This is a genomic window from Duganella rivi (assembly GCF_009857435.1).
Classification (GTDB): domain Bacteria; phylum Pseudomonadota; class Gammaproteobacteria; order Burkholderiales; family Burkholderiaceae_D; genus Rugamonas; species Rugamonas rivi.
Window position 1 is genome coordinate 377,438 of record NZ_WWCK01000003.1, and the last position, 24,303, is coordinate 401,740.

The window sequence follows — 24,303 nt, forward strand, 5'->3', positions numbered from 1 at the left end:
CCGCCATGCTGCGCCGTTTGCAAACTCGCGCCTGGGGCGGCGTGCGCGCCGGGCAGGGCAGGCCGTTGGCTTTGCTGGTAGCGCTGGTGTTGGCGGTGCTGTTATCCCAAGGTGGCGATGGCGCGCTGCCTGCCTTGCGTTTGGCCTTGTTCGATGCCTATCAAGTGCATTTGCCGCGCCAGCGGCTTTCCGGGCCAGTCCATGTAATCAATATCGATGAAGCTGCGCTCAGTGAGTATGGGCAGTGGCCTTGGCCGCGTACTTTGTTCAAGGACTTGCTGGAGAAGATCGCGGAGCAGCATCCGCTGGCGATAGGGCTGGATATTTTGATGCCGGAACCGGATAACACGTCGCCGGAAGCGCTGGCGGCGCGCATGCCGGATGGGCGTTTGCATGACGAGTTGGCGCAGTTGCCGTCGCACGATGCGCTACTGGCGGAACAGATGCGGCGCGCGCCTATCGTGCTTGGCACGGCAGGCTTCATGCATGCGGAAGCCGGCACCAGCGATGCCCTGCGCGTCTGGCCGATGCGCGTACGTTGGAACGGTGCGGCAGCGCCGGAAGCTGCACTGCCGGTGATGCGCTTTCCGCAGGCGATGTCCAGTTTGCCGATGCTGCAAAAGGCGGCGCGCGGACAGGGGCTGTTATCGGCGAATCTGGAGAAGGGCATCGTGCGCCGCGCGCCGCTGGTTGGCGCGGTGGGCGAGACGCTGGTGCCGTCGCTGTCGATGGAGTTGCTGCGTGTCGCCACCGGCACGCCTTCGATTGAGATCGAGGCGGATGCGGACGGCGTGCACGCGGTCTCGGTCGGCGATCTGCGCGTGCCCACGCTGCCTGACGGCGCGGTGTGGGTCAACTTTTCCGCGCCGGCGATGGAGCGCTACATCTCGGCGCTGGACGTGATGCGCGGCCGGATTGATCCCGGCGCGCTGCAAGACAAGATAGTCATCGTCGCCATGACTGGCCTCGGCCTGAGCGACTACAAGACCAACGCGCGCGGCGATCTGCTTCCCGGCGTGGACACCCACGCGCAGATGATCGAAAGCTTCTTTGATGGCGCTTTCCTGCGCCGCCCGCAGTGGATGCGCTGGGCCGAGGTGACAGCGTTTGCTGTTTGCAGCCTGCTGAGCATCTGGCTGTTGCCGCGCCAGCGCTTGCGCGTCGGCGTGCCGATGGCGCTGGTGCTGGGATCTGGCTTATTCGGGGCTGGCGCTTTGCTGTTCACGCGCGCCGGCCTGCTGTTCGATGCGGCCGGCGTCACGCTCGGCTACGCGGCGATTTGCTTAAGCCTGTTGACCAGCATGCTGGCCGCCGCAGTGCGCGACCGCAAGCAGTCCGAGCGCGCCTTGCAGGTGGCGCGCGAAGCGGCCGCGCGCACGGCTGGTGAACTCAATGCAGCGCGCCGCATTCAAATGGCATCCTTGCCGCAGGCCGCAAGCTCTTTCCCCGGCGAGCGCCGTTTTGAACTGGATGCCTTGCTGGAGCCAGCCAAGGAAGTCGGCGGCGATTTGTATGACTTCTTTATGCTCGATAGTGACCGCGTATTCTTCATGGTCGGCGACGTGTCGGGCAAAGGACTGCCGGCCAGCTTGTTCATGGTGGTGGCGAAGGCGCTGTCGCGTAGTATCGCGCTGCGCGGCGGGGCGGATATGGGCGTGATCATGAACAGCGCCAATCGTGAGCTGGTGCGTGAGAATCCAGAGATGCTGTTTGTGACCAGCGTGGCGGGGATATTGGATGCGGCCAGCGGGCAGGTCTACCTGTGCAACGCCGGCCATGACGCGCCGCGCCGCATCACGGCGGAAGGCCGCGTGGAGTCATTGCAGCCAGCGGACGGCCCGCCGCTGTGCGTGATGGATGATTTCGAGTATCCGGTGCAGCAGTATCAATTGCAGGCAGGGGAAAGCCTGTGCCTCACTACGGACGGCATCAGTGAGGCGATGAATGTGGCTGGCGAGTTGTATGGCAATGAGCGGCTGAATGGCTTGTTGGCTGGCGTGGCGACCACCGCGCCAGCCGCCGTGGTGCAGGCGGTGCGCGATGATGTGCGCCGCCACGTGGGCGAGGCCGACGCGTCAGACGACTTGACGCTGCTGGTGCTGCGCTGGAACGGCGTGGCTTAGCGGACGCGGATTTCCACGCGGCGGTTGCGCGGCTCGTCGACGCCGTCGGCGGTTTGAATCAGCAGTTCGCGCTCGCCGCGTGACTGGACAGTGATTTGATCCGCGGCGATACCGGCTTCCACCAAAATGCGCTTCACCGTCTCTGCGCGCTTCAGTGACAGCGCATCGTTGTACTCACGCTTGGCCACCGTATCGGTATGGCCGATCACGATAATCTCGGGCGCCGGACGAGAAGCCAGTTGCTCCTTGATCTGCGCCAGCTGCGCCGCCGACTCCGGCGTCAAATTATCGCTATCGGTGATGAAGTAGACAATGAACACCGCTGCGCGTTGCGGCAGCGTGTCGATCAAGGCGCCATAACGATTCTTGATCTGCGCGCCATCGCTGACTGTAGCAACCGCGCCACGGCTATCCACCGCCGCAACCTGATACGGCTTATCGAGCACCGTGTCCTTGCCCGCCGTTGTAATAATCACGGCGCTTGGCTTGCCATCCTGATTCGGCAGAAGAGTAATTTGTTCGGTCGGCCCGCGTTGCAGTTGCGAGACAGCGGCCAGCAGGCACACGGCCCAAATGAGCAGCACCATGGCCTAATCTCCGTCCTTAACGTCGATCACAAACTCCGTGCCGCGCACACCGAGTATCGAAGTCGGCGTGCGAAACTGCACCGCCCCCGGCGACTGCTTGGACAACTTGCCCGAGATGACACCGAGCGTGCCTTTCTTCACCGTGGCGTTCAGCGTGCCCTCGTGCGAGGTTGGATCGAATGCGTACTTCTCCAGCCACACATTGCTGTTCGGGCCAACCGCCAGCAGCGTCTCATCGCGTAGCGTGATGCCCACGCTGCCGTCGGCGCCGGTGACCACGCGGTCGCTCGCCATCAGCGCAGCACCCGCTTTGGCCGGGGTCTTTTGGCCTTCGCGCTCGATAGCGGCAGTGCCTTTTGCGGTTTTGATCATGCCGGCCGGGAGTTCGGCGGCGGTGGCGAACAGCGTCAGCGAGGCTGCCACTATCGTTATTATTGTTTTCACGGTTCTTCTCCTAACGTAAGCATTCCGATAATATGCTCGAATGGACGAAAAAGAAACCGGTATCGCGCATCTGCTGCGTTTTCCGGCACGGCTGGATGCGGTCCCCGGCGCCATGGCGTTTGCCGCCATGGCGCTGACCCAGTCCGGCCTTGCGCCGGGCGTGGTCGCGCGCGCCGAATTGATCCTCGAGGAGCTACTGCGCAACAGCATCCTGCACGGCTACGGCGGCGATAGCACGCATGACGTGTGGGTCGGCGTGCGCGGACAGGTGTTGTGTTACGAAGACGCCGCGCCGCCTTTCAATCCGCTGACCGAAGGTCCGCCGCCGCCCGATCCTTCGCTGCCGCCGGAGGAGCTGAAGGTGGGCGGCATCGGCCTGCTGCTGATCCGCCAATTGGGCAGCGCCGTGGCCTATACCTACAGCGCAGGTCACAACCGCATCGAGATCACCTTACAATAGCGTCCGTCTCATTCAACTACCCCAGGATCACGCATGACCGAGTTTTCCCACGATATCTACACCGAACCGCATCCGATTGACGTCAACACCCTGAATAACCTCGGCCCATTGGCGCCGATGGCGGGCATCTGGAAAGGCGAACGCGGTCTGGATATCAAGCCCAAGGCCGATGGCGCGCGCAAGCAAGCCTACGTTGAGCGCATCGAACTGTACCCGATTGACCCGGTGACCAACGGCCCGCAGCTGTTCTACGGCCTGCGCTACCTGATCATCGTGAACAAGCCTGATAACGTGAAGACCTACCACGAGCAAGTCGGCTACTGGCTGTGGGAACCGAAGACCAAGACCGTGATCCAGACGCTGGGCATCCCGCGCGGCCAGATCGCCATGGCGTCGGCCGTGGTGGAACCGGATGCGAAGGAGTTTGAATTGGTGGCGCGCCTGGAATCCGATACCTACGGCATCCGCTCCAATCCCTTCCTCGAATACGGCTTCAAGACCACCGAGTACCGCATCAAGGTCACCATCAACGATGACGGCACCTGGGGCTACGAAGAAGACACGGTGATGCTGCTGCGCGGCGAAGAAGAATTCCACCACCGCGACCGCAACATCCTGCACCGCGTGGCCGAGCCGCTGCCTAATCCCTTGGCCAGCGGCGTGCCAGCCTAATCGCCGGCTACGTAACCATCGCGGCCATTGCGCTTGGCCGCGTACAGCGCGCTGTCGGCGCGCGCAATCAATTCGGTGCAGGTTTCATCATCGCCGTCACGCGCACGCGCGCATTGATGAAAGGGCAGGAGCCGCCGCGCGCGAAGTTCGCCATGCCGGCATTGTGAGCGGCGCGCTGGCCGGGAGGGATAATCAATTTGGCGATATCGCGGCCAACGGCTTCTTTGCGGGCGGTGATTTGCGTGTCTACTTGCCTCCGGTCATGCGGAATTTGAGGCTACGCGGTAGCTTTGCAAAAACGGCCATGTTGAAATGGGTGGTTTTCCGTGATTTGAGTATGTCACAAGCTTGCGGGGCAAGGCCAGCAGGTACAATGCCTTCTTTAGACGGAAGGTGGACGATGCTGCGGGCGATTTTGTGGGACAACGACGGTGTGCTGGTCGATACGGAGCAGCTTTTTTACGAAGCTAACCGGGAGTTGTTCCGTCCATTGGGACTGGAGCTGAGCGCGCAGCACTTCTTCGATTGGTACCTGGCCGATAACTGCGGCGCGTGGCACTTGCTGGAACCGCGTTTGTCGGAGGCGCAGGCCGGGGAGTTGCGCGGCGTGCGCAATCAGCGCTATGCGGCGCGGCTGGCGCTTGAACATATTCCCGCTATCGAAGGCGTGGCCGAAGCGCTGGCCGCGCTGTCGCCGCGCGTGCGCATGGGCGTGGTCACCAGCTCCAACGCGGATCACTTTGAGATTATTCACAAGCGGCTGGATTTGATGCGCCACTTTGAATTCGTCCTGACGCACGAGATGTACACGCACAGCAAGCCGTCGCCAGAGCCCTATTTGCTTGGCTTGCAGCGCATGGGCGTGCGGGCCGACGAGGCCTTGGTGATTGAAGATTCGCCGCGCGGTTTGCAGGCGGCGACTGCGGCCGGTATCCGCTGCATCATTTTGCGCAATGCGCTGACGCGCCATCATGATTTTCCCGGCGCTTGGCGCGTGGTCGATACGATGGCCCAGGTGCAGGCGGAAGTGGAAGCGCTGCTATGAGCCATATCCATCTTTGCTGGGAACTGGGCGGTGGGCTAGGCCATGCTGGCCGCTTGAAGATGTTGGCGCAGGCCTTGCTGGCCCGCGGCCACCGCGTGACTTTGAGTCTGCGGGATCTGATGTCTACGCATGCTTTGCTGGCGGACTCGGATGTGCCGAAGTTGCAGGCGCCGGTATGGCTGCACGATGCAGTAGGTCTGCCGCCGTCCGGTAACTTGGCGGAGATTGTTTTTCATTGCGGTTATCTGGAGCCGGCGGCGTTGCGCGGCATGGTCGCTGGCTGGCGTGACTTGTTTGCGGTTTTGCAGCCGGACTTGGTGGTTGGCGATTTTGCGCCGACTGCTTTGCTGGCGGCGCGCAGCATGGGCTTGCGCAGTGCGTCGGTAGGGAATGGATTTTTTAGTCCTCCGCCGGGACAGCCTTTGCCCGCGTGGCAGCAGGGCGTGGAGGCGCGCTTGATTTCGTCCGAGGCGCGCATGCTGGCGACGGCCAACGCGATGCTGGCGGAATTTGGTGCGCAGCCATACCAGCACGCGGCCGAGGTGTTCTTGGGCGATCTGCCGCTGCTGTGCACATGGCCGGAACTCGATCATTGCGAGCTGCGCTGCGACGCGGAATGGTTCGGCCCAAGCTTTGCAGCGGAGGGCGGCCTGCCGCCGTATTGGCCGGAGGCGGCCGGCGAGGGCCGCAAGGTGTTTGCGTACTTGAAGGCGTCGCACCGGGCGCATGGTGCTGTGCTGAAGGCTTTGTTGGAAGAGGGCTGCCGGGTGTTGGCGTATGTGCCAGAGGTGGCGGCTGGCGCCATGCCGCCGGTGCTGGATGAACGCATTGTGTATGCGGATGCGCCGGTATCGCTGCCGTTCGCCCTGGCCGAGGCAGACCTTTGCGTTTGCCATGCCGGCGAGGCCACGCTGGCGCAATCGCTGCTAGCCGGCGTGCCGTTGTTGATGCTGCCCTCGCACACCGAACAATTCCTCACCGCGCGCCGCGTCGCCATGCTCGGCGCAGGCTACAACGCGGCGCTGCTGACGCCTGATTCGGACTGGCGCGCTGCGCTACAGCCTTTGCTCAGCGACGACAGCTACCGCAATGCGGCGCGTGCTTTCGCCGCGCGCCACCAAGGTTTCAGCCAACAGCAGATGAATGCTGTTCTTGCGGAGCGGCTAGAGCATCTATTGGTTTAGCGTTGCGGCGGCCCGCGCCGATGTGCGACACGCGCGCGCCACGGCCTTCGCCCTCCAGCTTGAACACACTGACCGCATTCACCAGGTGGCCGGTCTGCTCCTGCATCGTTACCGCCGCCGCCGAGGCTTGCTCCACCAAGGCCGCGTTCTGCTGCGTGGTCTGATCCATCTCCGTAATCGCGCCGTTGATATGTTCAATGCCGGACAACTGCTCCTGGCTGGCAAAGGCAATCTCGCTCATGATGTCCGTCACGCGGCGCACGCTGGCGACGATTTCCTCCATCGTGGCGCCAGCTTGATCAACCAGGCGCGCGCCGGCATCTACTTTATCGACCGAGTCACCGATCAAGGCTTTGATCTCCTTGGCTGCCGCCGCCGAACGCTGCGCAAGATTGCGCACTTCGGACGCCACCACCGCAAAACCGCGGCCTTGCTCGCCGGCGCGCGCAGCTTCCACTGCCGCATTCAGCGCCAGGATATTGGTCTGGAAGGCGATACCGTCGATGACGGAAATGATGTCGACAATTTTGCGCGCCGAAGCATTGATCGAGGCCATGGTGTCCACCACCTGCGCCACTACCGCGCCGCCTTTGCCTGCCACGTCTGACGCCGACATCGCCAGCTGATTGGCCTGATTCGCATTCATCGCGTTCTGCTTCACGGTGGAAGTCAATTCTTCCATCGACGAGGCGGTTTCTTCCAGCGAGCCAGCCTGGCGCTCGGTGCGCTCGGACAGATCCAAGTTGCCGGCAGCGATTTCCGCCGAGGCGGTGCCAATCGAATCCGTGCCCTTGCGGACTTCGGAGACGATAGAAATCAAGCTGGCATTCATGTCCTTCAGCGCGGCCGACAACTGGCCGATTTCATCGCGGGTACGAACCTGGATCTCTGAACTCAGGTCGCCATCGGCCACGGTGCGGGCCACGCGCACGGCGTAGCGGATCGGACGCACGATGGTGCCGGTCACGTACCAGCCGGCAAACAGGCCAAGGCCGGCGCCCGCCACGCCCAGCGCGATCATCAGCGCGCTCGCAGTGGCCGCAGTGTGCTCCGCGCTATCGCCGGAATCCTGCATCTGCCGCACCTGGAACGCGACCAGCTTGTCGAGCGATCCAACGTAGGCTGCGTGCGCAGGCCGCACCTTTTCCAGCAGAAGCGTCCGCGCAGCGTCCTTGTCGCCGGCCTTGACGGCGGCAATCATCTGGTCGCGCAGCGGCGAGTAGACAGCGCGGGCGTCGTTCAATTGCTTGAACAGCTCCAGCGCCTGCGGGTCGCGCAGCAGGCTGCCCAACTGATCGAGCAGCTTGCGGATTTCCGCGCTGCGCTCGGTGATGCCTGCATATTCGGCATTGACCTCGGCCGGATCGATGAGCAGCAGGTCGCGCAAGATCCGCGATTGCAAGGCCACGTTATCCTTTGCCTGGTTGAGCAAGCTGATTTTCAAGTAACGATCATGGATCGTCAGATCGATTTCCTTGCTGGTGGCGCGCAGCCCCAGTGCGCCGACAATGACCACAATCGCCAGCAGTAGAGTAGTAAGAGAAAACGCCATCGTCAGCCGGTGGCCAATCTTCAGGTTTTTAATGTTCATGAGTGGTTGTTATGGTCTATTTTAAGTGTAGGTAGTTGCCTGTGAGCATAGAAAGTGTAGCCCGGAAATAATGCATAGCCAACAATATTGATTAATAAGATGAACATATGAGTGGATCAAGCAACAACCATCCTGTATAATGGTCATCAGCGTTGTCGCATTAGAAATAACAAAACATTGCCTCTGGTAGGGCTGGATGTTTTCGAGGGGGCCACCACCAGCACTGAACGCGCTCAAGATCGCGCTCAGTGCAGGTGGGGCCCTTTTTGTTTGCGCGGCGCTCCGCTAGAATGCAGCGACTATAATGTTTCAAGGAAGATATGTCTCTGTTTCAGCGCTCCCTCGCCGCCATTGCCATTCCCGTGCTGCTGGCAGCCGGCCTGGCCTCGGCGGGCGAATGCCCAGCCCACTATGTCGACGGCCGCTTGCCCGAAATCCGCAACCAAAAGATGGCCGCCGCCACCACCGAGCTGTGCTACGGCGTGTTCGGTGTCATGCACTCCGGGATCACCCGCACGCCGCTGTGGTCGGCCGAGCACCTGACCGCATCCAATATTGAAGCCGCGAAGAATCTGTCGCGCGAAAATTCCTTCCATCCCGAGCCGCGCCTGCCGGCGCGCGCCCGCGCCGAATTGGCCGACTACGCGCGCAGCGGCTACGACCGCGGCCACATGGCGCCCAACGGCGATATGCCGGACCGCAGCACCCAGCACGAGAGCTTCACGCTGGCCAATATGGTGCCGCAAGATGCCGACAACAACCGCCACATCTGGGCCGGCATCGAAGGCGTGGTACGCAAGCTGGCGCAGAAGGAGGGCGATTTGTACGTGATTACCGGCCCGGCCTTCATCGGCGGCAATCTGCAAAAGATCGGCAACGTGCTGGTGCCCAGCCATTTGTATAAACTGGTGTACAGCCCGCGCCAGCGCGCCGGCGCTGCTTTCTTCATCGAGAACCGTGCCGACGCCCAGTACGAGGTGCTGAACATCGCCCAGCTGGAGGATAAAGTGGGCATCGATCTGCTGCCGTCGCTATCGGCGGCGCAAAAGCAGGTGCTGCTGCGCCTGCCGAAAGTGAAACAACGCAAAGACGGGAGCAAGGGATGAGCAAGTTTGTACCGTATAAAAATGAGTCGGATGTGCTGCACGTCGGCGGCCTGAGCATCGAGAACCGTCTCGACCGCATCACCATCAGCGGCGATATCGACCTCACTGCCGACAAGGCTGGCTTGGCAGACGCACGCGCGCTGCAACAACTGCTGACGGACGTGGTGGACAAGCTGGAAAAGCAAGCGCTGCCGGATCAGCTGCCGCCTGCCGCCAGCACCACCGTCGCCAACCCGTTCGAGTAAGTATATGCACTTCCACTCCGACCAGGACATCCACGCGATCGGGCAGGGACTGCTGGACCGCACGCTGCCCAAGGCCGCCTGGACTCACGCCGCGCACCTGGCCGCCGCCGCATGGCTGCTGGCGGCGCGGCCCGATATCGATGCGCCGGCGCAGATGCCGGACATCATCCGCGCCTACAACGAAGCCACCGGCACCGCGAATACCGATACCGGCGGCTACCACCACACCATCACGCTGGCGTCGCTGCGGGCGGTGCGCGATTTTCTGTCGCGCCAACCGGCCGGCACACCATTGCATGTTGCATGCGAGCATCTGTTGGCCAGTCCGTACGGCAATAAAACGTGGTTGTTGGAATATTGGACTGCGGAAGTGTTATTCTCCACCCACGCCCGTCGCGATTGGGTAGACCCAGATCGCGCGCCCCTGCCATTCTAACGATTAGTGATATGAGTAATTTGACCACCGGTATTCTGACCATCGACGCCCTGGTATCCACCAGCTGGAATGCGAAAGCAGGTGTGGCGGCAAATCTGAGCTACAGTTTCATGACCAGCCTGCCGAGTGACGCCACCAATGACGACGCCAACGGCTTTAAGGCCATGACGGCAATTCAAAAGGACGGAGCGCGCGAGGCGATGGCGGCGTGGGCGGCGGTCGCCAACATTACCTTCACCGAGGTGGCGTCGAACGGCAATATCCAGCTCGCCACGAACAATCAGGGCAATGCCAGTAGCGGCTACGCCTACCTGCCGAACGGCGTGGACCCGACCTACCTGTTCACCAATAACCAGGACAGCTACAACTTCAGCTTTGCCGATGGCGATTTCGGCATCGCGGTGATGATCCACGAACTGGGTCACACGCTGGGTCTGAAGCACCCTGGTAACTACGATTCCACCGGCGGCGATATCGACGGCCCGTTCCTGCCCGCCACGCTCGATAACATCAACTTCTCGCAAATGTCGTACAACACCGGCGCCGGTTTCGCGTTGCACGGTAACTACGGCATCACGCCGATGCTTTACGACATACAAGCGATCCAGTACCTGTACGGCGCCAATATGACGTACCACACCGGCGCCGACACCTACAAGTTTGTGCGCGACTCGGCGCTGCAATGCATCTGGGATGCGGGCGGCACCGATACCTTCGATTTTTCGGCGTGCACCTCGGCGGTGTCAATCGACCTGAAGGCGGGCGGCTTCAGCTCCACCGCACCGGCCTACAACAATATTTCAATCGCCTACAACGTGACCATCGAGCGCGCGATTGCGGGCAGCGGCGGCTCCACCATCTACGCCAACGACGCGGGCAACGAGATTATTGGCGGCGCCGGCAACGATGTGGTGTACGAAGGCGCCGGCAATGACACTATCACCGGCAACGGCGGCGCTGACACCGTGGTGTTCAAGAAGGCTTTCTCCAGCTACGCGCTGAGCGGTACGACCGGCGCGCTGGCCATCACCGGCGACGGCAGCGACTCGCTGACTGGCATCGCCAAGCTGCAATTTAGCGACGCCACGATTCAATTATCGGACTACTCGTCGCTGGTATCGGGCACGGCGAATAACGATGCGCTGACCGTAAGTGCCCGCAACCAGATTATCTACGGTGGTGCAGGCGTCGATACGCTGACTTTGAGCGGCAAGCTCGCCAATTACAAGCTGAGCACCAGCGGCTCGGCCATCATGCTGATTGACCAGGTCGGCAATAGCGGCGTCGATTTGTTGAGCGGCGTCGAGCGCTTGAATTTTTCGGACGGTTCGCTGGCCTTGGACAAGGTCGGTGCTGCCGGCTCGGTGTACCGCCTGTACAGCGCCATGTTCAACCGCGGCCCGGATGACAGCGGCATGGGCTACTGGATTAATGCACTGGATCACGGCGGCAGGGTGGTGGACATCGCCAACGGCTTCGTCAACAGCGCCGAGTTCATTGCAATTTACGGCGCCAACGCCACCGACACCACTTTCGTCACGGCGCTGTACAACAACGTGCTGCACCGCGCCCCGGATTCGCTCGGCCTCAATTTCTGGCTCGATGCACTGCATAACGGCGGCACCCGCGCTTCGGTGCTGGTGGGCTTCTCCGATTCGGCTGAGAATATCGTGGTGATGAACGACATTATCCCGGTCGGCATTCCCTATACGCCGTTCATCGGCTAATCCACCGCCGGCAGGCTGATGCGGTTACGGCCCATGTGCTTGGCGCGATACAGCGCCGAGTCGGCCGTTGCCACCAGCTGGCTGGGATCATTCTCCGGCGCGGCCAGGGCGGTCGCCGCGCCGATACTCACCGTCACCACGTGCTGTTTGCTGCCCAGGTTGGGCAGCCGCAGCTGCTCGACCCGGCAGCGGATGCGTTCCGCCACGATGGCTGCACCTTTCAGCGATTGATTCGGCAAGATCACGGCAAACTCTTCGCCGCCGTAGCGCGCTACCAGGTCGTTGGTGCGCATTTCGCTGGAGACGGCGGTGGCAATCCGTTGCAGGCACTCGTCGCCGCCCAGGTGGCCGTAGGCGTCGTTGTACTGCTTGAAGTTGTCGACATCGACCATCAGCAGGGACAAGGGCTGCTGCTGGCGCAAGGCGCGCTGCCATTCCGCGTTGAGCGTGTCGTCGAAGCAGCGGCGGTTGGCCAGGCCGGTGAGGCCGTCGCGCGTGGCCAACTGTTCCAGCGCCACTTGCGCGCGCTTTTCATCGGTGACGTCGCGCAGGGTTTCGACCACGGCCACCAGCTTGCCGTCGCTGTCGAAGATGGGGCTGGCGTCGGCCGCGAGATAGCGGCGCCGGCCCACGCGTGGCATATCGCACCAGTTTTCAGCGCACAGATTGTTGTCGGTATCGTTGCGGCGCGCGTGCTGGCGGTACAGTTGATGCAGCTCGGCGGCGCGGCCCTGGATCACCAGATCGGCCAGCGTGGGGCGCTGCTCCTGGTAGAACGGTTTCCAGTGATCCGAGGTGCCCAGCACCTCCCACGCCGGCACGCCAGTCAGCCGCTCGCAAGCGAGGTTCCAGATGATGACCTTGCCGCTGATGTCGATCACGAAGGTGGGAATCACCAGCAGCTCCATCAGCTTCAGTGCAAAGCCGTGCTGCTGGTCTGCTTGTGAGAACTCCATCAGGTGCTGGATTTTTTGGGTTCCGCTCATGGACGCCGCCTCTTGTCGTTATTAAATGGGGAAAGACATGGTGAGCGCCGTGCCGGCGCCGGGGGCACTGGCGATATCGAGGCGGCCACCAGCCTCGCGCACGCGCTGTGCGATGCCGCGCAAGCCGCTGCCTTGGCGCGCGTTCGGCTGCGGCAGGCCAACACCGTTGTCGCGCACGGTCAGGCTCAGGCAGTGCTCATGCCGGCACAGGCCGACGCACACCTCGGACGCTTGCGCATGGCGTACGATATTGCTCAGGGATTCTTGCAGCACGCGGTAGACCACGCTTTCCATGCTGTCCGCCGGGGCGGCGGCAAAGTCGGAGGGTTCGGCGTCGAGGCGGCAACGGATGCCGCTCAGGCGCGAGAATTGGGCGATTTGCTGCTGAACCGCGCCTTCCAGCCCGGATTCCAGCGCCTCCACCGGCAGGTCGTGGACGATGGCGCGCATGGCACGGGTAGCGCACTGGACGCGCTCGCCCAGCTGCGCCAGCGGCGCTTGCAGCTGCGGGTGGCGCGCCGCCAATGCGCCGATGTCGATGCCGAGCGCCAGCAGGTGCTGGCCCAGGTCGTCGTGCAGGTCGCGGGCGATGCGGCGGCGTTCGGCGTCGCGCAGCGATTGCTGGTTGGCGGCCAGCCGTTTATTCTGGTGTTGTGCTTCGGCCAGCGCCTGCGCGTCGCGCGCGTGCTGGCGCCACCACAGCAGCAGCAAGCAGGCGGCGCCAGCCAGCAGGCAAGCGCCGGCAAAGAAGATATCGATTTCAAGGAAAGGCGGCGCGTATCTCATGGTGTATCTTCCTGTGATGGCCACAAGCCACCTTAGCCCGCTTGCCCCGAGAAAGCATTGTGAAATGTCAACACTGAGTGATGCTTCCCGGAAAAGTGTGGCGTGAGATATAATTGAGGGTTGTCCTATCAGGAACTATCGTGACTTACAGCATCAAAGAGATTTTCTACACGTTGCAGGGTGAGGGCGCCCACGCCGGCCGCCCGGCGGTGTTCTGCCGTTTTTCCGGCTGCAACCTGTGGACGGGCCGCGAGAGCGACCGCGCCAGCGCCATTTGCCAGTTCTGCGACACCGACTTTGTCGGCACCGACGGCGAAGGCGGCGGCAAGTTCAAGACGCCTCAGGAACTGGCCGCAACCATCGATGCGCTGTGGCCGGCCAGTTACGCCGCCAGCAAGTACGTGGTGTTCACCGGCGGCGAGCCGCTGCTGCAACTGGACAAGCCGCTGATCGACGCCATGCACGCAGTCGGCTTCACCATCGCGATTGAAACCAACGGCACGCTGCCGGTGCCGGAAGGCGTGGACTGGATCTGCGTCAGTCCGAAAATGGGCTCCGAACTGGTAGTCAAGAAGGGCAGCGAAATCAAGGTCGTCATTCCGCAAACGAATCAAGACCTGTCGGTGTACGAACAGCTGGACTTTGAGAATTTCTACGTGCAGGCCATGGACGGCCCGCTGGCCGAGTTCAATACCAAACTGGCGATCGAAACCTGCAAGCGCAATCCGAAATGGAAACTGAGCCTGCAAACCCATAAACTTTTACAAATACCCTAAGCAATGCTGACCATTACCCGTAAGCTGGAATTCGACGCCGGCCACCGTATTCCCGACCACAAGAGCCAGTGCCGCAACCTGCACGGCCACCGCTACACGCTGGAAATCACCCTGACCGGCAATATCATTGACGTTGAAGGCAATTCCGACAACGGCATGATCATGGACTTCTCGGACATCAAGGCGCTGGCCAAGGAACACCTGGTCGACGTCTGGGATCACGCTTTCATCGTCTACGAAAAAGACGCTGCCGTGCGCGACTTCCTCGCTACGCTGCCGAATCACAAGACCGTGGTGATCGACCGTATCCCGACCGTGGAAAACCTGGCGCATGTGGCGTTCGGCATCCTGAATGCGGCCTACAAAGACCGCTACGGCACCGGCCTGCACCTGCACAAGCTGGTGCTGCACGAAACCCCGAACTGCTGGGCCGAGATTACCGATGGTGTCTGACACCGATTTCATGCAGCTGGCGCTGGAACAGGCGCAGCAAGCGTGGAACCTCGGCGAGGTGCCGGTGGGCGCCGTCGTCGTGAAAGATGGCGAGGTGATTGCAGTCGGCTGCAACCAGCCGATCGGCAAGCACGATCCGACGGCGCACGCGGAGATCGTGGCACTGCGCGCCGCCGCAGAAAAACTGGGCAACTACCGCTTGCCCGGCTGCGAGCTGTACGTCACCCTGGAACCATGCGTGATGTGTTCCGGCGCCATGATGCATGCGCGCCTGAGCAAGGTGGTGTTCGGCGCCAGTGATCCTAAAACCGGCGCCTGCGGCTCGGTCGTCAACCTGTTCGGGCAAGAGCAGTTGAATCACCACACCGAGATCGTCGGCGGCGTCATGGCCGATGAATGCGGCGCCATGCTGAAGCATTTTTTTGCCGCGCGGCGCGCAGCGGCAGCGGCGGCCAAACGCGCAGCGCAAGAGTAAAAGTGGTATCCTGAACCCCAACACGAATTGGGAGATGGCCTTGGCTACCGCGCAAGTAAACGGCATCACAATCGCTTACGAAACCAGCGGCAATCCACTTGATCCGCCGGTGTTGCTGATCATGGGACTGGGCATGCAGCTAATCGCTTGGCCGCAGGATTTGGTCGATGGCCTGGTGGAGCAGGGCTATTACGTGATCCGCTTCGACAACCGCGACATCGGCCTGTCCAGCAAACTCCATCAATACAAGAAGCCCAACGTGGTATGGGCTTACCTCAAATCGCTGCTTGGCCTCAGGCAGTCCGCAGCTTACACCCTCAACGATATGGCTGACGATGCACTCGGCCTGCTGGATGCACTCGGCATCGCCAAGGCGCACGTGGTTGGCATGTCCATGGGCGGCATGATTGCGCAGATTTTTGCATCGCGCTTTGCCAACCGCACCTTGAGCCTTACCTCGATTATGTCCAGCAGCGGCAAGCGCGGCTTGCCGGGGCCGACTGCGGCGGCGCGTGCGGCGATGATGCGCTCCGCCGATCCGAATGACCGCCAGGCGGTGGTCGATCGCATCATCAATGTGTACCGCGTGGTTGGCAGCCCTGCATTCCCGACGCCGGAGCGCGTGCTGCGCGCCAATATCGAGCGCGCGGTGGATCGCGGCGCCAGCCCGGACGGCGTGGCGCGGCAAATGGTGGCCATCATCGCCTCCGGCGATCGCACGGCGCTGCTGCGCAAGATTCAATGCCCGGCCATGGTGATCCACGGTGCGGCTGATGCGCTGGTGCCGCTGGCGTGCGGCATCGATACGGCGCACGCGATTCCGGGCGCCAGCCTGCATGTTATCGAGGGCATGGGTCACGACCTGCCGCATCAACTGATCGAGCGCCTGCTTGCCTTGCTCGACCAGCACCTGCACGGTAATATGACGCCGGAACTTCCTCCGCTCGTCACGCATCGCGCGGGCAGCGGCACCCATCACTGATAGAGATATTTTGAGCGCTACAAAAATCGGCATCGCCATCGCGGCCCCTAGCGGTCGTCCACCTGACATCGAAGCTTACCGTTCGGGCGTGCAGCGCTTGCAGCAGCAAGGCTTCCTGGTTCACGACTACTACGACGACGATCAAAAATTCCAGCGCTTCGGCGGTACTGATGCGGGCCGCCTGGCGCAGCTGAATGCGGCGGCTTCCGACCCGGACGTGCAAGTGGTGATCGCGCTGCGCGGCTCCTACGGCATGTCGCGCTTGCTGCCGTCGATTGATTTTCACAAGATGGCCGACAGCGGCAAGCTGTTTGTCGGCTATAGCGATTTCACCGCTTTCCAGATGGCGTTGATGAAGCAAACGGGCCGGATCAGCTTTGCCGGGCCGATGATGTGCGACGATTTTATTCGTCCCGATCCAGTGGAGTACACGCTCAATCAATTCTGGGATTGCCTGCGCGGGCCGGTGCACACGGTGCGCGGCACGGTGGCCGATGGCGGCGTTGATAATCCGCTGGTGGATGTCAGCGGCAAGCTGTGGGGCGGCAATCTGGCGATGATGGTGAGCTTGCTGGGCACGCCGTATTTTCAGGCGGAGCAGCAGGGCATCTGCTTTATCGAGGATGTCGGCGAGCACCCTTACCGCATCGAGCGCATGGTGCTGCAATTATTCTATGCCGGCGCCCTGGAAGGCCAGCGCGCGCTGGTGCTCGGCGATTTTTCCGCCTACAAGCTGAATCCGATGGACAACGGCTTCGACTTTGACTCGATGCTGGCCTACCTGCGCGAGCGCTTGCCGATCCCGGTGTTGAGCGGGCTGCCGTTTGGCCACATCAAGGAACGCGCCACGCTGCCGTATGGCGGCATGGCGCATTTGGTGTCGAGTGAGCGCGGCTTTGACCTGACGATCAGCGACTACCCGACGCTGTAATTACTGTACGCGGCGCACGCGCGGCGCCTGCGACGTGCCTTCGATTTCCAGGAACATGGTGCCGAAGCTGTTGCGGGTGATTTTGACTTTGGGATTTTCCACTTCATTGACCGAGCCGGCGCTGTCGTCAGCGACGCGCCAGATTTGGCCGTTCGCAAGGCGGAACTGGGTGCTTGGGCTCCAGCCGTCGATGCGGCCGAGCAAAGTGCTCTCGATGAAGTTAGGCTCGGACGATTTGCGCATCTGCGTTGCGGTCAAGCCGAAGGAGGCTGCTGGATCGGCAGCAGGTGCAGGTGCGGCGGCTGGCGCAGGGGCTGCTGCAGGGGCAGCAACTGGGGCAGCAACTGGGGCCGCAACGGCTACCGGGGCTGCGCCGGCGACAGGAATCGCATCGTAGCAAGCCACGCGCTTAGTCACATCGGGAATGCTGCGGCAGCGCAGCAGGTCGGCGTCGGACGCCATGGCGGAACCAGATACTGCCAGCAAAAGAAGCAAAGCTTTCATCGAACTCTTTCCATGTTGCGGGCGCCACGACCCGTGGCGCCCCTCGTGTTCGATTATAGCCTGAGGCTTGAGCCTTGATTAAGCCTGCTTGCGACGGCGTGCAACAGCTGCCATCATGCCCAGGCCGGCCAGCAGCATGCCGTAGGTCGCTGGTTCCGGTACGGCGCTGATGTCCAGGCTGTAGAAGCGCGGCGTGGCGGCGTTGTAGGACGACGAGAAGAACTCGATGCTGTGCACGCCGGCGACTTCTTTGTATTCAGTTTGGTTGCGCGGATATTCCAGGTTGAAGGTGTCGGTGGTGATCACATGGCCGTTGATGTCCTTGAACGTCAGTACCACTTCGTAAGGGTTCAGATCCCACCACATCGATTCGCTGCCGCCCAGATCCCAAGGCGTGAAGTTCAGCGTGATGCCGTGGTAGTTGAAAGCGCCCGCGTCGTACGAGATGCTGGAGGTGCCGGTTTTCAGGCCGGTGATGATAGGCGTGCTGCCCAGCGAGGTGACGTTGGTGTAGGTGAAGCCGTTGAAGCTGCCACCGGTGCTGCCTGGATCCACGTACATCGGCACGGGGGCTGCGTGGGCAAAGGCGGTGACGGCGGTTAAAGCAAGGGCGGCGAGGACTTTTTTCATTGCTATTCACTCCGGTGGGTGGTTGATGAAGTGATAATAGCAATAAATACACTCCCGATATTATCCAATTGTCACAGTTTGATGATTATTTGTAACTTTGCTTGTGTTAGTGTCCACTTCGCGTTGCCATGTAAGGGGCTGTGGCCTGTTGTATAATGCTGGATTGGCTTCCAACTTCTTGTTTTTCTTCAGTAAAGATCACGCTCACATGCTCTCGACAGCAAATATCACCATGCAATTCGGCGCCAAGCCGCTGTTTGAAAACATCTCCGTCAAGTTCGGCGATGGCAACCGCTATGGCCTGATTGGCGCCAACGGTTGCGGCAAGTCCACCTTCATGAAAATCCTCGGCGGCGACCTCGAACCGTCGGCCGGCAACGTGATGCTGGATGTGAATGAACGCCTCGGTAAACTGCGCCAGGATCAATTTGCTTACGAAGAGATGCGCGTACTGGACGTGGTGATGATGGGCCACACCGAGATGTGGGCCGCCATGGCCGAACGCGATGCGATCTACGCCAACCCGGAAGCCACCGACGACGACTACATGAAAGCCGCCGACCTGGAAGGCAAAGTCGCCGAGTACGACGGCTACACCGCCGAGTCGCGCGCCGGCGAACTGCTGCTGGGCGTGGGCATCAGCATCGATCTGCACCAGGGCCCAATGAGCGCCGTGTCGCCGGGCTGGAAACTGCGCGTGCTGCTGGCGCAGGCGCTGTTCTCGAACCCGGACATCCTGCTGCTCGACGAACCAACCAATAACCTGGACATCAACACCATCCGCTGGCTGGAAGATGTGCTCAACGAGCGCAACTCCACCATGATCATCATTTCCCACGATCGCCACTTCCTGAACCAGGTGTGCACCCACGTGGCCGACATGGATTACGGCACGCTGAAGATCTACCCAGGCAATTACGACGACTACATGCTGGCGTCGACCCAGGCGCGCAACCAGCAGCTGGCCAACAACGCCAAGGCGAAAGAGAAGGTCGCCGAGCTGCAGGACTTCGTGCGCCGCTTCTCGGCCAACAAGTCGAAAGCCCGCCAGGCTACCTCGCGCGCCAAGATGATCGACAAGATCAAGGTCGAGGATATCAAACCTTCCTCGCGCGCCTATCCGTTCGTGCGCTTCGATGGCGAGAAGAAGCTGCACCGCCTGGCCGTGGAAGTGGACAGCATCAGCAAAAAATACGACCGCACCTTGTTCAACAACTTCAGCATCATGGTTGAAGCGGGCGAGCGCATTGCGATCATCGGCGCCAACGGCGCCGGTAAGACCACCATGCTGCGCTGCATCGGCGGCGCCGACATCACCGGCCTGGACGCCGATCACGGCACCGTCAAGTGGGCGGAAAACGCCAACGTCGGCTACATGCCGCAAGATCCGACCGAAGATTTCGCCAGCGAGATCAACCTGACCGACTGGATGGGCAAGTGGACGAAGGAAGGCGACGACGACCAAGCCGTGCGCTCGATCCTGGGCCGCCTGCTGTTCGGCGGCGACGAGGTGAAGAAGTCGGTCAAGGTGCTGTCCGGTGGTGAGAAGGGCCGCATGATGTACGGTAAGCTGATGCTGGGCCGTCACAACGTGCTGCTGCTGGACGAACCGACCAACCACATGGACATGGAATCGATCGAGTCGCTGAACATCGCGCTGGATAAATACGCCGGCACCCTGATCTTCGTCTCGCACGACCGCGAATTCGTGTCGTCGCTGGCAAACCGCATCATTGAAATCAAGGAAAACGAAGTCGTCGATTTCCGCGGCGGCTACGAAGAGTATCTGACCAGCCAAGGTATCGATTAAACGATTATGCAAGCCATTGAGATTAAACCCGTCGAGTACGAGCATCCACAAGACGGCGCCAGCTGCGTAGCCCATGCATGGGCGCGTACGCCAGCCACTCCAAGCGCCGAGGAACGTGTCGCACTCAAAGAGCGCATCAAGCGCTTGTTGAAGGAAAAAGAAGCGGTGCTGGTGTCGCACTACTACGTGGACGCCGACCTGCAAGACCTGGCCGAGGAAACCGGCGGCTGCGTCTCCGATTCGCTGGAGATGGCGCGCTTCGGCCGCGATCATCCGGCCAAGACGCTGGTGGTAGCGGGCGTGCGCTTCATGGGCGAGACTGCAAAGATTCTCAGCCCGGAAAAACGCATCCTGATGCCGGATCTGGACGCGACCTGCTCGCTGGATCTGGGCTGCCCGGCCGACGAATTTGCCGCTTACTGCGATGCCCATCCTGACCGCACCGTGGTGGTGTACGCCAACACCAGCGCCGCCGTCAAAGCGCGCGCCGACTGGATGGTGACGTCGTCGATTGGCCTGGACATCGTCAAGCACCTGCACGAGCAGGGCAAGAAGATTCTGTGGGCGCCGGATAAGCATCTGGGTTCTTACATCCAGAAGCAAACCGGCGCGGACATGCTGCTGTGGCAGGGCTCCTGCCTGGTGCACGACGAATTCAAGGGCGTGGAACTGGAGCTGCTGAAAGCCCAGTACCCGCAGGCGAAAATCCTGGTGCACCCGGAATCGCCGGCCAACGTGGTGGCGCTGGCCGATGTCGTCGGCTCGACCACGCAGATCATCAACGCTGCGGTGGAATCGGACTGCGATACCTTCATCGTCGCGACCGACAACGGCATCCTGCACAAGATGCGCGCCGCCGCACCGGGCAAGCGCTTCATCGAAGCGCCGACCGCCGGCAACAGCGCCACCTGCAAGAGCTGTGCGCACTGCCCGTGGATGGCGATGAACGGCCTGCAAAATCTGGCCGACGTGCTGGAAAACATGGACAACCCGGCGGCCAGCGCGGCCAACGAAATCTTCGTCGATCCAGAAATCGGCAAGCAGGCGGTGGTCTCAATCACCCGCATGCTGGACTTCGCGGCAGCTAAAAAGGCCAAGGTTCAACCTGGCCCGGATCTGGCACAAGAAGCAAAACTGTTTTCGGGAATCGGCCCTGCATGAGCACTTTGTTGAACAAGTTCGCGCCGTTTGACGACGCGTTGAAGTCGGCCTTCGAAGCCAATCTGCTGTCGGCGTTGCTGGAAGACGTGGGCAGCGGCGACCTTACCGGCTTGTTGGTGCCGGAAGGCGGCCGCGCCAAGGCCCGCGTGCTGGTGCGCGAAGACGCGGTGCTGTGCGGCGCGCCCTGGTTCGAAGGCATCATGAACTGCATGCAGGCCGGGATTGAAATCGACTGGAAGTACGCAGAAGGCGATTTGATGAAAGCCGACAGCGTGGTGTGCATCATCGAAGGCCCGGCGCGGGCGCTGCTGACCGCTGAACGCGCGGCACTCAACTTCCTGCAACTGCTGTCTGGCGTGGCCACGGCCACCCGCAAGTACGTCGACGTTATCGCCGGCACCCGCGCTGCCATTCTCGACACCCGCAAAACGCTGCCGGGCATGCGCCTGGCGCAGAAGTACGCGGTGCGCGTGGGCGGCGGCCAGAATCAGCGTCTTGCGCTGTACGACGGCATCCTGATCAAGGAGAACCACATCGCGGCGGCAGGCGGCATCACCAACGCGGTGCTGGCAGCCAAGGCGCTGAACAAGGGCGTCTCGATTCAAGTAGAAGTGGAATCGCTGGACGAGTTAAAGGAAGCCCTGGATGCCGGCGCTTTGTCGATCCTGCTGGATAACTTCAACACCGATATGATGCGCGACGCAGTGGTCATTAACGCCGGCCGCGCACTGCTGGAAGCCTCGGGCGGCATCAACTTCGACACCGTCCGCGCGATTGCCGAAACCGGCGTAGACCGCATTTCCATCGGCAGCCTGACCAAAGACGTCCGCGCTACCGACTACTCCCTGCGCATCATCGGCTAAGCGATTTGCGCATCTTCGCCAGCGGGACTTTCACGTCCCCTGGCAAATCCAGCGCCATGTGTTCAATGATCTCGAAGCCGCAGGCCGCGTAGAGCGGCACGCCGGGCATGGTGGCGGCCAGTTCCAGCGTGTGGAAGCCGCCCGCCGCTGCGGCGTCGGTGCAGTGCTGGAGCAGCAAACGTCCCAGCCCTTGGCGCGCCGCCGATGGATCAACGAAGAAGGCGCGGATGCGGGCCGGTTCGCGCGCTGGATCGAGCAGCGGATCGGCGCCTTGCTTGGTGCGGTCGGCGCCGAACAAGGTGCTGCGCTTGCTCCAACCGCCGCATGCCGCCATCTGGCCGTCTTTTTCAATTACGAAGTAAGTCTGATCCGCCACGAGCTGTGTATCCACGCCGAATACATGGCGCGTAACGGCTTGCGCCTGTTCGCTGGTATAAAACCCCTCGCTCAATTCGATGCCGGAGCGCTTGATCAGCGCTTCCATGGCGGGGATGTCGGCTTGCGTGGCGTGGCGGACGGAGATCATTATTTTCGTCGTGGCGGCGTGAGGATGGTGGGCAGGGCCTTGGCCAGGGTCTCTGGATAATCGCGGCTGAAGTGCAGGCCACGGCTTTCGCGGCGCAGCAGGGCGCTGTTGACGATCAGACTCGCGACTTCAACCAGGTTACGCAGTTCCAGCAGGTCGTGCGTGACGCGGAAGTTTTGGTAGTACTCGTCGATTTCTTCCTTCAGCAGCGCAATGCGGTGCTGGGCGCGTTCCAGGCGCTTGGTGGTGCGGACGATGCCGACGTAGTTCCACATGAAGCGGCGCAGTTCATCCCAGTTGTGGGCGATGACCACTTCTTCATCAGCGTCGGTGACGCGGCTTTCGTCCCAATCCGGCAGATAGGGCACTTCGCCTTTTTCCTTGGAGGCGATGTCGGTGGCGCAGGCGCGGCCAATCACCACGCATTCCAGCAGCGAGTTGCTGGCGAGGCGATTCGCGCCGTGCAAGCCGGTGCAGGCGGTTTCGCCGACGGCGTACAAGCCTGGCAAATCGGTGCGGCCATGCAGATCGGTGACGATGCCGCCGCAGGTGTAGTGCGCGGCCGGCACAATCGGGATCGGCTCCTTGGTGATGTCGATGCCCAGTTCCATGCAGCGCGCATAGATGGTCGGGAAGTGCTCGATCAGCCACTCGGCCGGCTTGTGGCTGATGTCCAGGTGGACGTAATCAAGGCCGCGCTTCTTGATTTCAAAGTCGATGGCGCGTGCTACCACGTCGCGCGGCGCCAGTTCGGCGCGTTCGTCGTGGGCCAGCATGAAGCGCGTGCCCGCTGCGGCGCCAGCTTCCGGCGGCAGCTTGAGCAAGCCGCCTTCGCCGCGAATCGCCTCGGTAATCAGGAAGGACTTGGCGTATGGGTGGTACAAGCAGGTCGGATGGAACTGGATGAATTCCATGTTCGACACGCGGCAGCCTGCGCGCCACGCCATGGCGATGCCGTCGCCGCTGGCGGTGTCCGGGTTGGTGGTGTACAGGTAAACCTTGCCGGCGCCGCCGGTGCACATCACCGTGTGTTCTGCGGCGAAGGTGTGTACCTGGCCGGTTTCTTCGTCCTGCACGTACAAGCCGTAGCATTTTGGCTGTGCGTTGCCTTTTTTGATCGGGTGCAGCTTGTCCGACGTAATCAGGTCGACCGCGCAGTGATGTTCGAACAAGGTGATGTTCGGATGCGCGCGGACTTTTTCTTCCAGCGTGGTTTGCACCGCGTTGCCGGTGGCGTCGGCGGCGTGGATGATGCGGCGCTGGCTATGGCCGCCTTCGCGCGTCAGGTGGAAGCCCAGTTCCGCCGATTCGTCGCGGGTGAAGGGCACGCCTTGCTCGATCAGCCATTCGATCGCCTCGCGGCCATGCTCCACGATGTAGCGGGTGGCCGATTCGTCGCACAAGCCGCCGCCGGCGACCAGGGTGTCGTTAATGTGCTCATTGTGGCTATCGCCCGAATCCAGCACGGCAGCGATGCCGCCCTGGGCCCAATTGCTGGCGCCATCCTTGAGGGCACGCTTGGAAATAATCGCGACGGTTCGGGTCTCGGCCAGGTGCAGGGCGACCGACAGGCCGGCCAATCCGCTGCCGACAATTGCAACATCAAATTTCATGATTACGTGGATGGAAAGACACTAAAGAAACATGACTATAGACCATTTGTCATAGGTTCGTCATAAATAGCCCTTTTGACGACGGGGATTGCGGGGCCTCAAGACGGTTTTCCACGGTGTTCCTCATGATGAAAGCTCTGACGAGGAGCTTATCGTGATCAGGATCTTTCATCATTACGTGTCCAGG

General features: G+C 61.7%; 27 protein-coding genes. 17 read left to right on the plus strand and 10 right to left on the minus strand.

Going from position 1 to position 24,303, the window contains the following annotated elements; translation table 11 throughout:
* Positions 1-5: 5 nt before the first annotated feature.
* Complete coding sequence (locus GTP45_RS10310) at positions 6-2,123, plus strand: CHASE2 domain-containing protein (RefSeq protein ID WP_161013784.1); 2,118 nt, start codon at positions 6-8, stop codon at positions 2,121-2,123.
* Here the strand turns inward: GTP45_RS10310 and GTP45_RS10315 are convergent.
* Complete coding sequence (locus GTP45_RS10315; RefSeq protein WP_161013785.1) at positions 2,120-2,710, minus strand: OmpA family protein; 591 nt, start codon at positions 2,708-2,710, stop codon at positions 2,120-2,122. The genes GTP45_RS10310 and GTP45_RS10315 overlap by 4 nt on opposite strands.
* 3 nt (positions 2,711-2,713) lie before the next feature.
* Positions 2,714-3,154 carry a FecR family protein gene (locus GTP45_RS10320; RefSeq protein WP_371874430.1) on the minus strand — a complete coding sequence of 147 codons (441 nt, stop codon included), beginning with the start codon at positions 3,152-3,154 and terminating at the stop codon, positions 2,714-2,716.
* 40 nt (positions 3,155-3,194) lie between these two features.
* Between GTP45_RS10320 and GTP45_RS10325 the strand changes: the two genes are divergently transcribed.
* Complete coding sequence (locus GTP45_RS10325) at positions 3,195-3,614, plus strand: ATP-binding protein (protein WP_161013786.1); 420 nt, start codon at positions 3,195-3,197, stop codon at positions 3,612-3,614.
* Between the two features lie 33 nt (positions 3,615-3,647).
* Positions 3,648-4,286, plus strand: coding sequence for an FABP family protein (locus tag GTP45_RS10330; protein WP_161013787.1), 639 nt, complete (start codon positions 3,648-3,650; stop codon positions 4,284-4,286).
* Between the two features lie 67 nt (positions 4,287-4,353).
* Here GTP45_RS10330 and GTP45_RS28980 read toward each other — a convergent pair whose 3' ends face one another.
* Positions 4,354-4,482 (minus strand): hypothetical protein, encoded by a 129-nt coding sequence (locus tag GTP45_RS28980; RefSeq protein ID WP_267876189.1) that lies wholly within the window; start codon positions 4,480-4,482, stop codon positions 4,354-4,356.
* 177 nt (positions 4,483-4,659) lie between these two features.
* Here GTP45_RS28980 and GTP45_RS10335 point away from each other — a divergent pair, with 177 nt between their 5' ends.
* Positions 4,660-5,331 carry an HAD family hydrolase gene (locus tag GTP45_RS10335; protein WP_229258403.1) on the plus strand — a complete coding sequence of 224 codons (672 nt, stop codon included), beginning with the start codon at positions 4,660-4,662 and terminating at the stop codon, positions 5,329-5,331.
* Positions 5,328-6,515, plus strand: coding sequence for a glycosyltransferase (locus GTP45_RS10340; protein ID WP_161013788.1), 1,188 nt, complete (start codon positions 5,328-5,330; stop codon positions 6,513-6,515). The genes GTP45_RS10335 and GTP45_RS10340 overlap by 4 nt, the downstream gene beginning before the upstream one ends.
* On the opposite strand, the gene GTP45_RS29165 is transcribed toward GTP45_RS10340, so the two are convergent.
* Positions 6,457-8,106, minus strand: a complete 1,650-nt coding sequence (locus tag GTP45_RS29165; RefSeq protein WP_161013789.1) for a methyl-accepting chemotaxis protein — start codon at positions 8,104-8,106, stop codon at positions 6,457-6,459. The two genes, GTP45_RS10340 and GTP45_RS29165, sit on opposite strands and share 59 nt — an antisense overlap.
* 320 nt (positions 8,107-8,426) lie before the next feature.
* Between GTP45_RS29165 and GTP45_RS10350 the strand changes: the two genes are divergently transcribed.
* Genes GTP45_RS10350 through GTP45_RS10365 form a run of 4 tightly spaced genes read left to right on the plus strand, consistent with a single transcriptional unit; the run spans position 8,427 to position 11,620 of the window.
* A complete protein-coding gene (locus GTP45_RS10350; protein ID WP_161013790.1) occupies positions 8,427-9,212 on the plus strand; it encodes a DNA/RNA non-specific endonuclease in 786 nt (261 codons plus the stop codon).
* Positions 9,209-9,457 carry a hypothetical protein gene (locus GTP45_RS10355; protein ID WP_161013791.1) on the plus strand — a complete coding sequence of 83 codons (249 nt, stop codon included), beginning with the start codon at positions 9,209-9,211 and terminating at the stop codon, positions 9,455-9,457. The genes GTP45_RS10350 and GTP45_RS10355 overlap by 4 nt, the downstream gene beginning before the upstream one ends.
* A 4-nt stretch (positions 9,458-9,461) precedes the next feature.
* The gene (locus tag GTP45_RS10360) at positions 9,462-9,893 is read left to right on the plus strand and encodes a hypothetical protein (RefSeq protein ID WP_161013792.1); all 432 of its coding nucleotides are present in this window, start codon (positions 9,462-9,464) and stop codon (positions 9,891-9,893) included.
* A gap of 11 nt (positions 9,894-9,904) precedes the next feature.
* Positions 9,905-11,620, plus strand: a complete 1,716-nt coding sequence (locus GTP45_RS10365; protein WP_161013793.1) for a DUF4214 domain-containing protein — start codon at positions 9,905-9,907, stop codon at positions 11,618-11,620.
* Here GTP45_RS10365 and GTP45_RS10370 read toward each other — a convergent pair.
* Complete coding sequence (locus GTP45_RS10370) at positions 11,617-12,576, minus strand: sensor domain-containing diguanylate cyclase (protein ID WP_161014184.1); 960 nt, start codon at positions 12,574-12,576, stop codon at positions 11,617-11,619. The genes GTP45_RS10365 and GTP45_RS10370 overlap by 4 nt on opposite strands.
* Before the next feature lie 51 nt (positions 12,577-12,627).
* Positions 12,628-13,392, minus strand: coding sequence for a sensor histidine kinase (locus tag GTP45_RS10375; protein ID WP_161013794.1), 765 nt, complete (start codon positions 13,390-13,392; stop codon positions 12,628-12,630).
* Positions 13,393-13,532: 140 nt separating this feature from the next.
* Between GTP45_RS10375 and queE the strand changes: the two genes are divergently transcribed.
* The 5 genes from queE to GTP45_RS10400 are packed head-to-tail and all read left to right on the plus strand — an operon-like array spanning position 13,533 to position 17,009.
* Positions 13,533-14,168, plus strand: coding sequence for a 7-carboxy-7-deazaguanine synthase (queE, locus tag GTP45_RS10380; RefSeq protein ID WP_161013795.1), 636 nt, complete (start codon positions 13,533-13,535; stop codon positions 14,166-14,168).
* Positions 14,169-14,171: 3 nt separating this feature from the next.
* Positions 14,172-14,621 (plus strand): 6-carboxytetrahydropterin synthase QueD, encoded by a 450-nt coding sequence (gene queD / locus GTP45_RS10385; protein ID WP_161013796.1) that lies wholly within the window; start codon positions 14,172-14,174, stop codon positions 14,619-14,621.
* A complete protein-coding gene (gene tadA / locus GTP45_RS10390; RefSeq protein ID WP_161013797.1) occupies positions 14,611-15,096 on the plus strand; it encodes a tRNA adenosine(34) deaminase TadA in 486 nt (161 codons plus the stop codon). Before queD ends, tadA begins: the two co-directional genes overlap by 11 nt.
* A 40-nt stretch (positions 15,097-15,136) precedes the next feature.
* A complete protein-coding gene (locus GTP45_RS10395) occupies positions 15,137-16,078 on the plus strand; it encodes an alpha/beta fold hydrolase (protein ID WP_161014185.1) in 942 nt (313 codons plus the stop codon).
* A gap of 10 nt (positions 16,079-16,088) precedes the next feature.
* Complete coding sequence (locus tag GTP45_RS10400) at positions 16,089-17,009, plus strand: LD-carboxypeptidase (RefSeq protein WP_161013798.1); 921 nt, start codon at positions 16,089-16,091, stop codon at positions 17,007-17,009.
* Here GTP45_RS10400 and GTP45_RS28380 read toward each other — a convergent pair whose 3' ends face one another.
* Together GTP45_RS28380 and GTP45_RS10415 are read right to left on the minus strand one after the other, a co-directional pair.
* Positions 17,010-17,513, minus strand: coding sequence for a hypothetical protein (locus tag GTP45_RS28380; RefSeq protein ID WP_217363340.1), 504 nt, complete (start codon positions 17,511-17,513; stop codon positions 17,010-17,012).
* 78 nt (positions 17,514-17,591) lie between these two features.
* On the minus strand, positions 17,592-18,143 hold the full coding sequence (locus GTP45_RS10415; protein WP_229258405.1) for a PEP-CTERM sorting domain-containing protein: 552 nt from the start codon (positions 18,141-18,143) through the stop codon (positions 17,592-17,594).
* Between the two features lie 208 nt (positions 18,144-18,351).
* Here GTP45_RS10415 and GTP45_RS10420 point away from each other — a divergent pair, with 208 nt between their 5' ends.
* From GTP45_RS10420 to nadC, 3 genes are read left to right on the plus strand one after another with little or no spacing between them, the layout of a single operon-like run.
* Positions 18,352-19,953 (plus strand): ABC-F family ATPase, encoded by a 1,602-nt coding sequence (locus tag GTP45_RS10420; protein WP_161013800.1) that lies wholly within the window; start codon positions 18,352-18,354, stop codon positions 19,951-19,953.
* 6 nt (positions 19,954-19,959) lie between these two features.
* A complete protein-coding gene (nadA, locus tag GTP45_RS10425; RefSeq protein WP_161013801.1) occupies positions 19,960-21,114 on the plus strand; it encodes a quinolinate synthase NadA in 1,155 nt (384 codons plus the stop codon).
* Positions 21,111-21,977, plus strand: a complete 867-nt coding sequence (gene nadC, locus GTP45_RS10430; RefSeq protein ID WP_161013802.1) for a carboxylating nicotinate-nucleotide diphosphorylase — start codon at positions 21,111-21,113, stop codon at positions 21,975-21,977. Before nadA ends, nadC begins: the two co-directional genes overlap by 4 nt.
* Here the strand turns inward: nadC and GTP45_RS10435 are convergent.
* Both GTP45_RS10435 and nadB read right to left on the minus strand, forming a co-directional pair.
* Positions 21,967-22,503, minus strand: a complete 537-nt coding sequence (locus GTP45_RS10435; RefSeq protein ID WP_161013803.1) for a GNAT family N-acetyltransferase — start codon at positions 22,501-22,503, stop codon at positions 21,967-21,969. The genes nadC and GTP45_RS10435 overlap by 11 nt on opposite strands.
* The gene (gene nadB, locus GTP45_RS10440) at positions 22,503-24,116 is read right to left on the minus strand and encodes an L-aspartate oxidase (RefSeq protein WP_161013804.1); all 1,614 of its coding nucleotides are present in this window, start codon (positions 24,114-24,116) and stop codon (positions 22,503-22,505) included. The genes GTP45_RS10435 and nadB overlap by 1 nt, the downstream gene beginning before the upstream one ends.
* Positions 24,117-24,303: the final 187 nt, after the last annotated feature.

Excerpts from the sequence above, each read along its gene's own strand:
- GTP45_RS10355 (WP_161013791.1), top strand. The coding sequence starts at position 9,209 with ATGAGCAAGTTTGTACCGTATAAAAATGAGTCGGATGTGCTGCACGTC.
- GTP45_RS28380 (WP_217363340.1), bottom strand. The coding sequence starts at position 17,513 with ATGAAAGCTTTGCTTCTTTTGCTGGCAGTATCTGGTTCCGCCATGGCG.
- GTP45_RS10365 (WP_161013793.1), top strand. The coding sequence starts at position 9,905 with ATGAGTAATTTGACCACCGGTATTCTGACCATCGACGCCCTGGTATCC.
- GTP45_RS10360 (WP_161013792.1), top strand. The coding sequence starts at position 9,462 with ATGCACTTCCACTCCGACCAGGACATCCACGCGATCGGGCAGGGACTG.
- GTP45_RS10350 (WP_161013790.1), top strand. The coding sequence starts at position 8,427 with ATGTCTCTGTTTCAGCGCTCCCTCGCCGCCATTGCCATTCCCGTGCTG.
- GTP45_RS10415 (WP_229258405.1), bottom strand. The coding sequence starts at position 18,143 with ATGAAAAAAGTCCTCGCCGCCCTTGCTTTAACCGCCGTCACCGCCTTT.
- nadA (WP_161013801.1), top strand. The coding sequence starts at position 19,960 with ATGCAAGCCATTGAGATTAAACCCGTCGAGTACGAGCATCCACAAGAC.
- GTP45_RS10420 (WP_161013800.1), top strand. The coding sequence starts at position 18,352 with ATGCTCTCGACAGCAAATATCACCATGCAATTCGGCGCCAAGCCGCTG.
- GTP45_RS10330 (WP_161013787.1), top strand. The coding sequence starts at position 3,648 with ATGACCGAGTTTTCCCACGATATCTACACCGAACCGCATCCGATTGAC.
- GTP45_RS10370 (WP_161014184.1), bottom strand. The coding sequence starts at position 12,576 with ATGGAGTTCTCACAAGCAGACCAGCAGCACGGCTTTGCACTGAAGCTG.
- GTP45_RS10315 (WP_161013785.1), bottom strand. The coding sequence starts at position 2,710 with ATGGTGCTGCTCATTTGGGCCGTGTGCCTGCTGGCCGCTGTCTCGCAA.
- nadB (WP_161013804.1), bottom strand. The coding sequence starts at position 24,116 with ATGAAATTTGATGTTGCAATTGTCGGCAGCGGATTGGCCGGCCTGTCG.
- GTP45_RS10310 (WP_161013784.1), top strand. The coding sequence starts at position 6 with ATGCTGCGCCGTTTGCAAACTCGCGCCTGGGGCGGCGTGCGCGCCGGG.
- GTP45_RS10435 (WP_161013803.1), bottom strand. The coding sequence starts at position 22,503 with ATGATCTCCGTCCGCCACGCCACGCAAGCCGACATCCCCGCCATGGAA.
- GTP45_RS10375 (WP_161013794.1), bottom strand. The coding sequence starts at position 13,392 with ATGAGATACGCGCCGCCTTTCCTTGAAATCGATATCTTCTTTGCCGGC.
- GTP45_RS29165 (WP_161013789.1), bottom strand. The coding sequence starts at position 8,106 with ATGAACATTAAAAACCTGAAGATTGGCCACCGGCTGACGATGGCGTTT.
- GTP45_RS10335 (WP_229258403.1), top strand. The coding sequence starts at position 4,660 with ATGCCTTCTTTAGACGGAAGGTGGACGATGCTGCGGGCGATTTTGTGG.
- GTP45_RS10325 (WP_161013786.1), top strand. The coding sequence starts at position 3,195 with ATGGACGAAAAAGAAACCGGTATCGCGCATCTGCTGCGTTTTCCGGCA.
- tadA (WP_161013797.1), top strand. The coding sequence starts at position 14,611 with ATGGTGTCTGACACCGATTTCATGCAGCTGGCGCTGGAACAGGCGCAG.
- queD (WP_161013796.1), top strand. The coding sequence starts at position 14,172 with ATGCTGACCATTACCCGTAAGCTGGAATTCGACGCCGGCCACCGTATT.
- nadC (WP_161013802.1), top strand. The coding sequence starts at position 21,111 with ATGAGCACTTTGTTGAACAAGTTCGCGCCGTTTGACGACGCGTTGAAG.
- GTP45_RS10340 (WP_161013788.1), top strand. The coding sequence starts at position 5,328 with ATGAGCCATATCCATCTTTGCTGGGAACTGGGCGGTGGGCTAGGCCAT.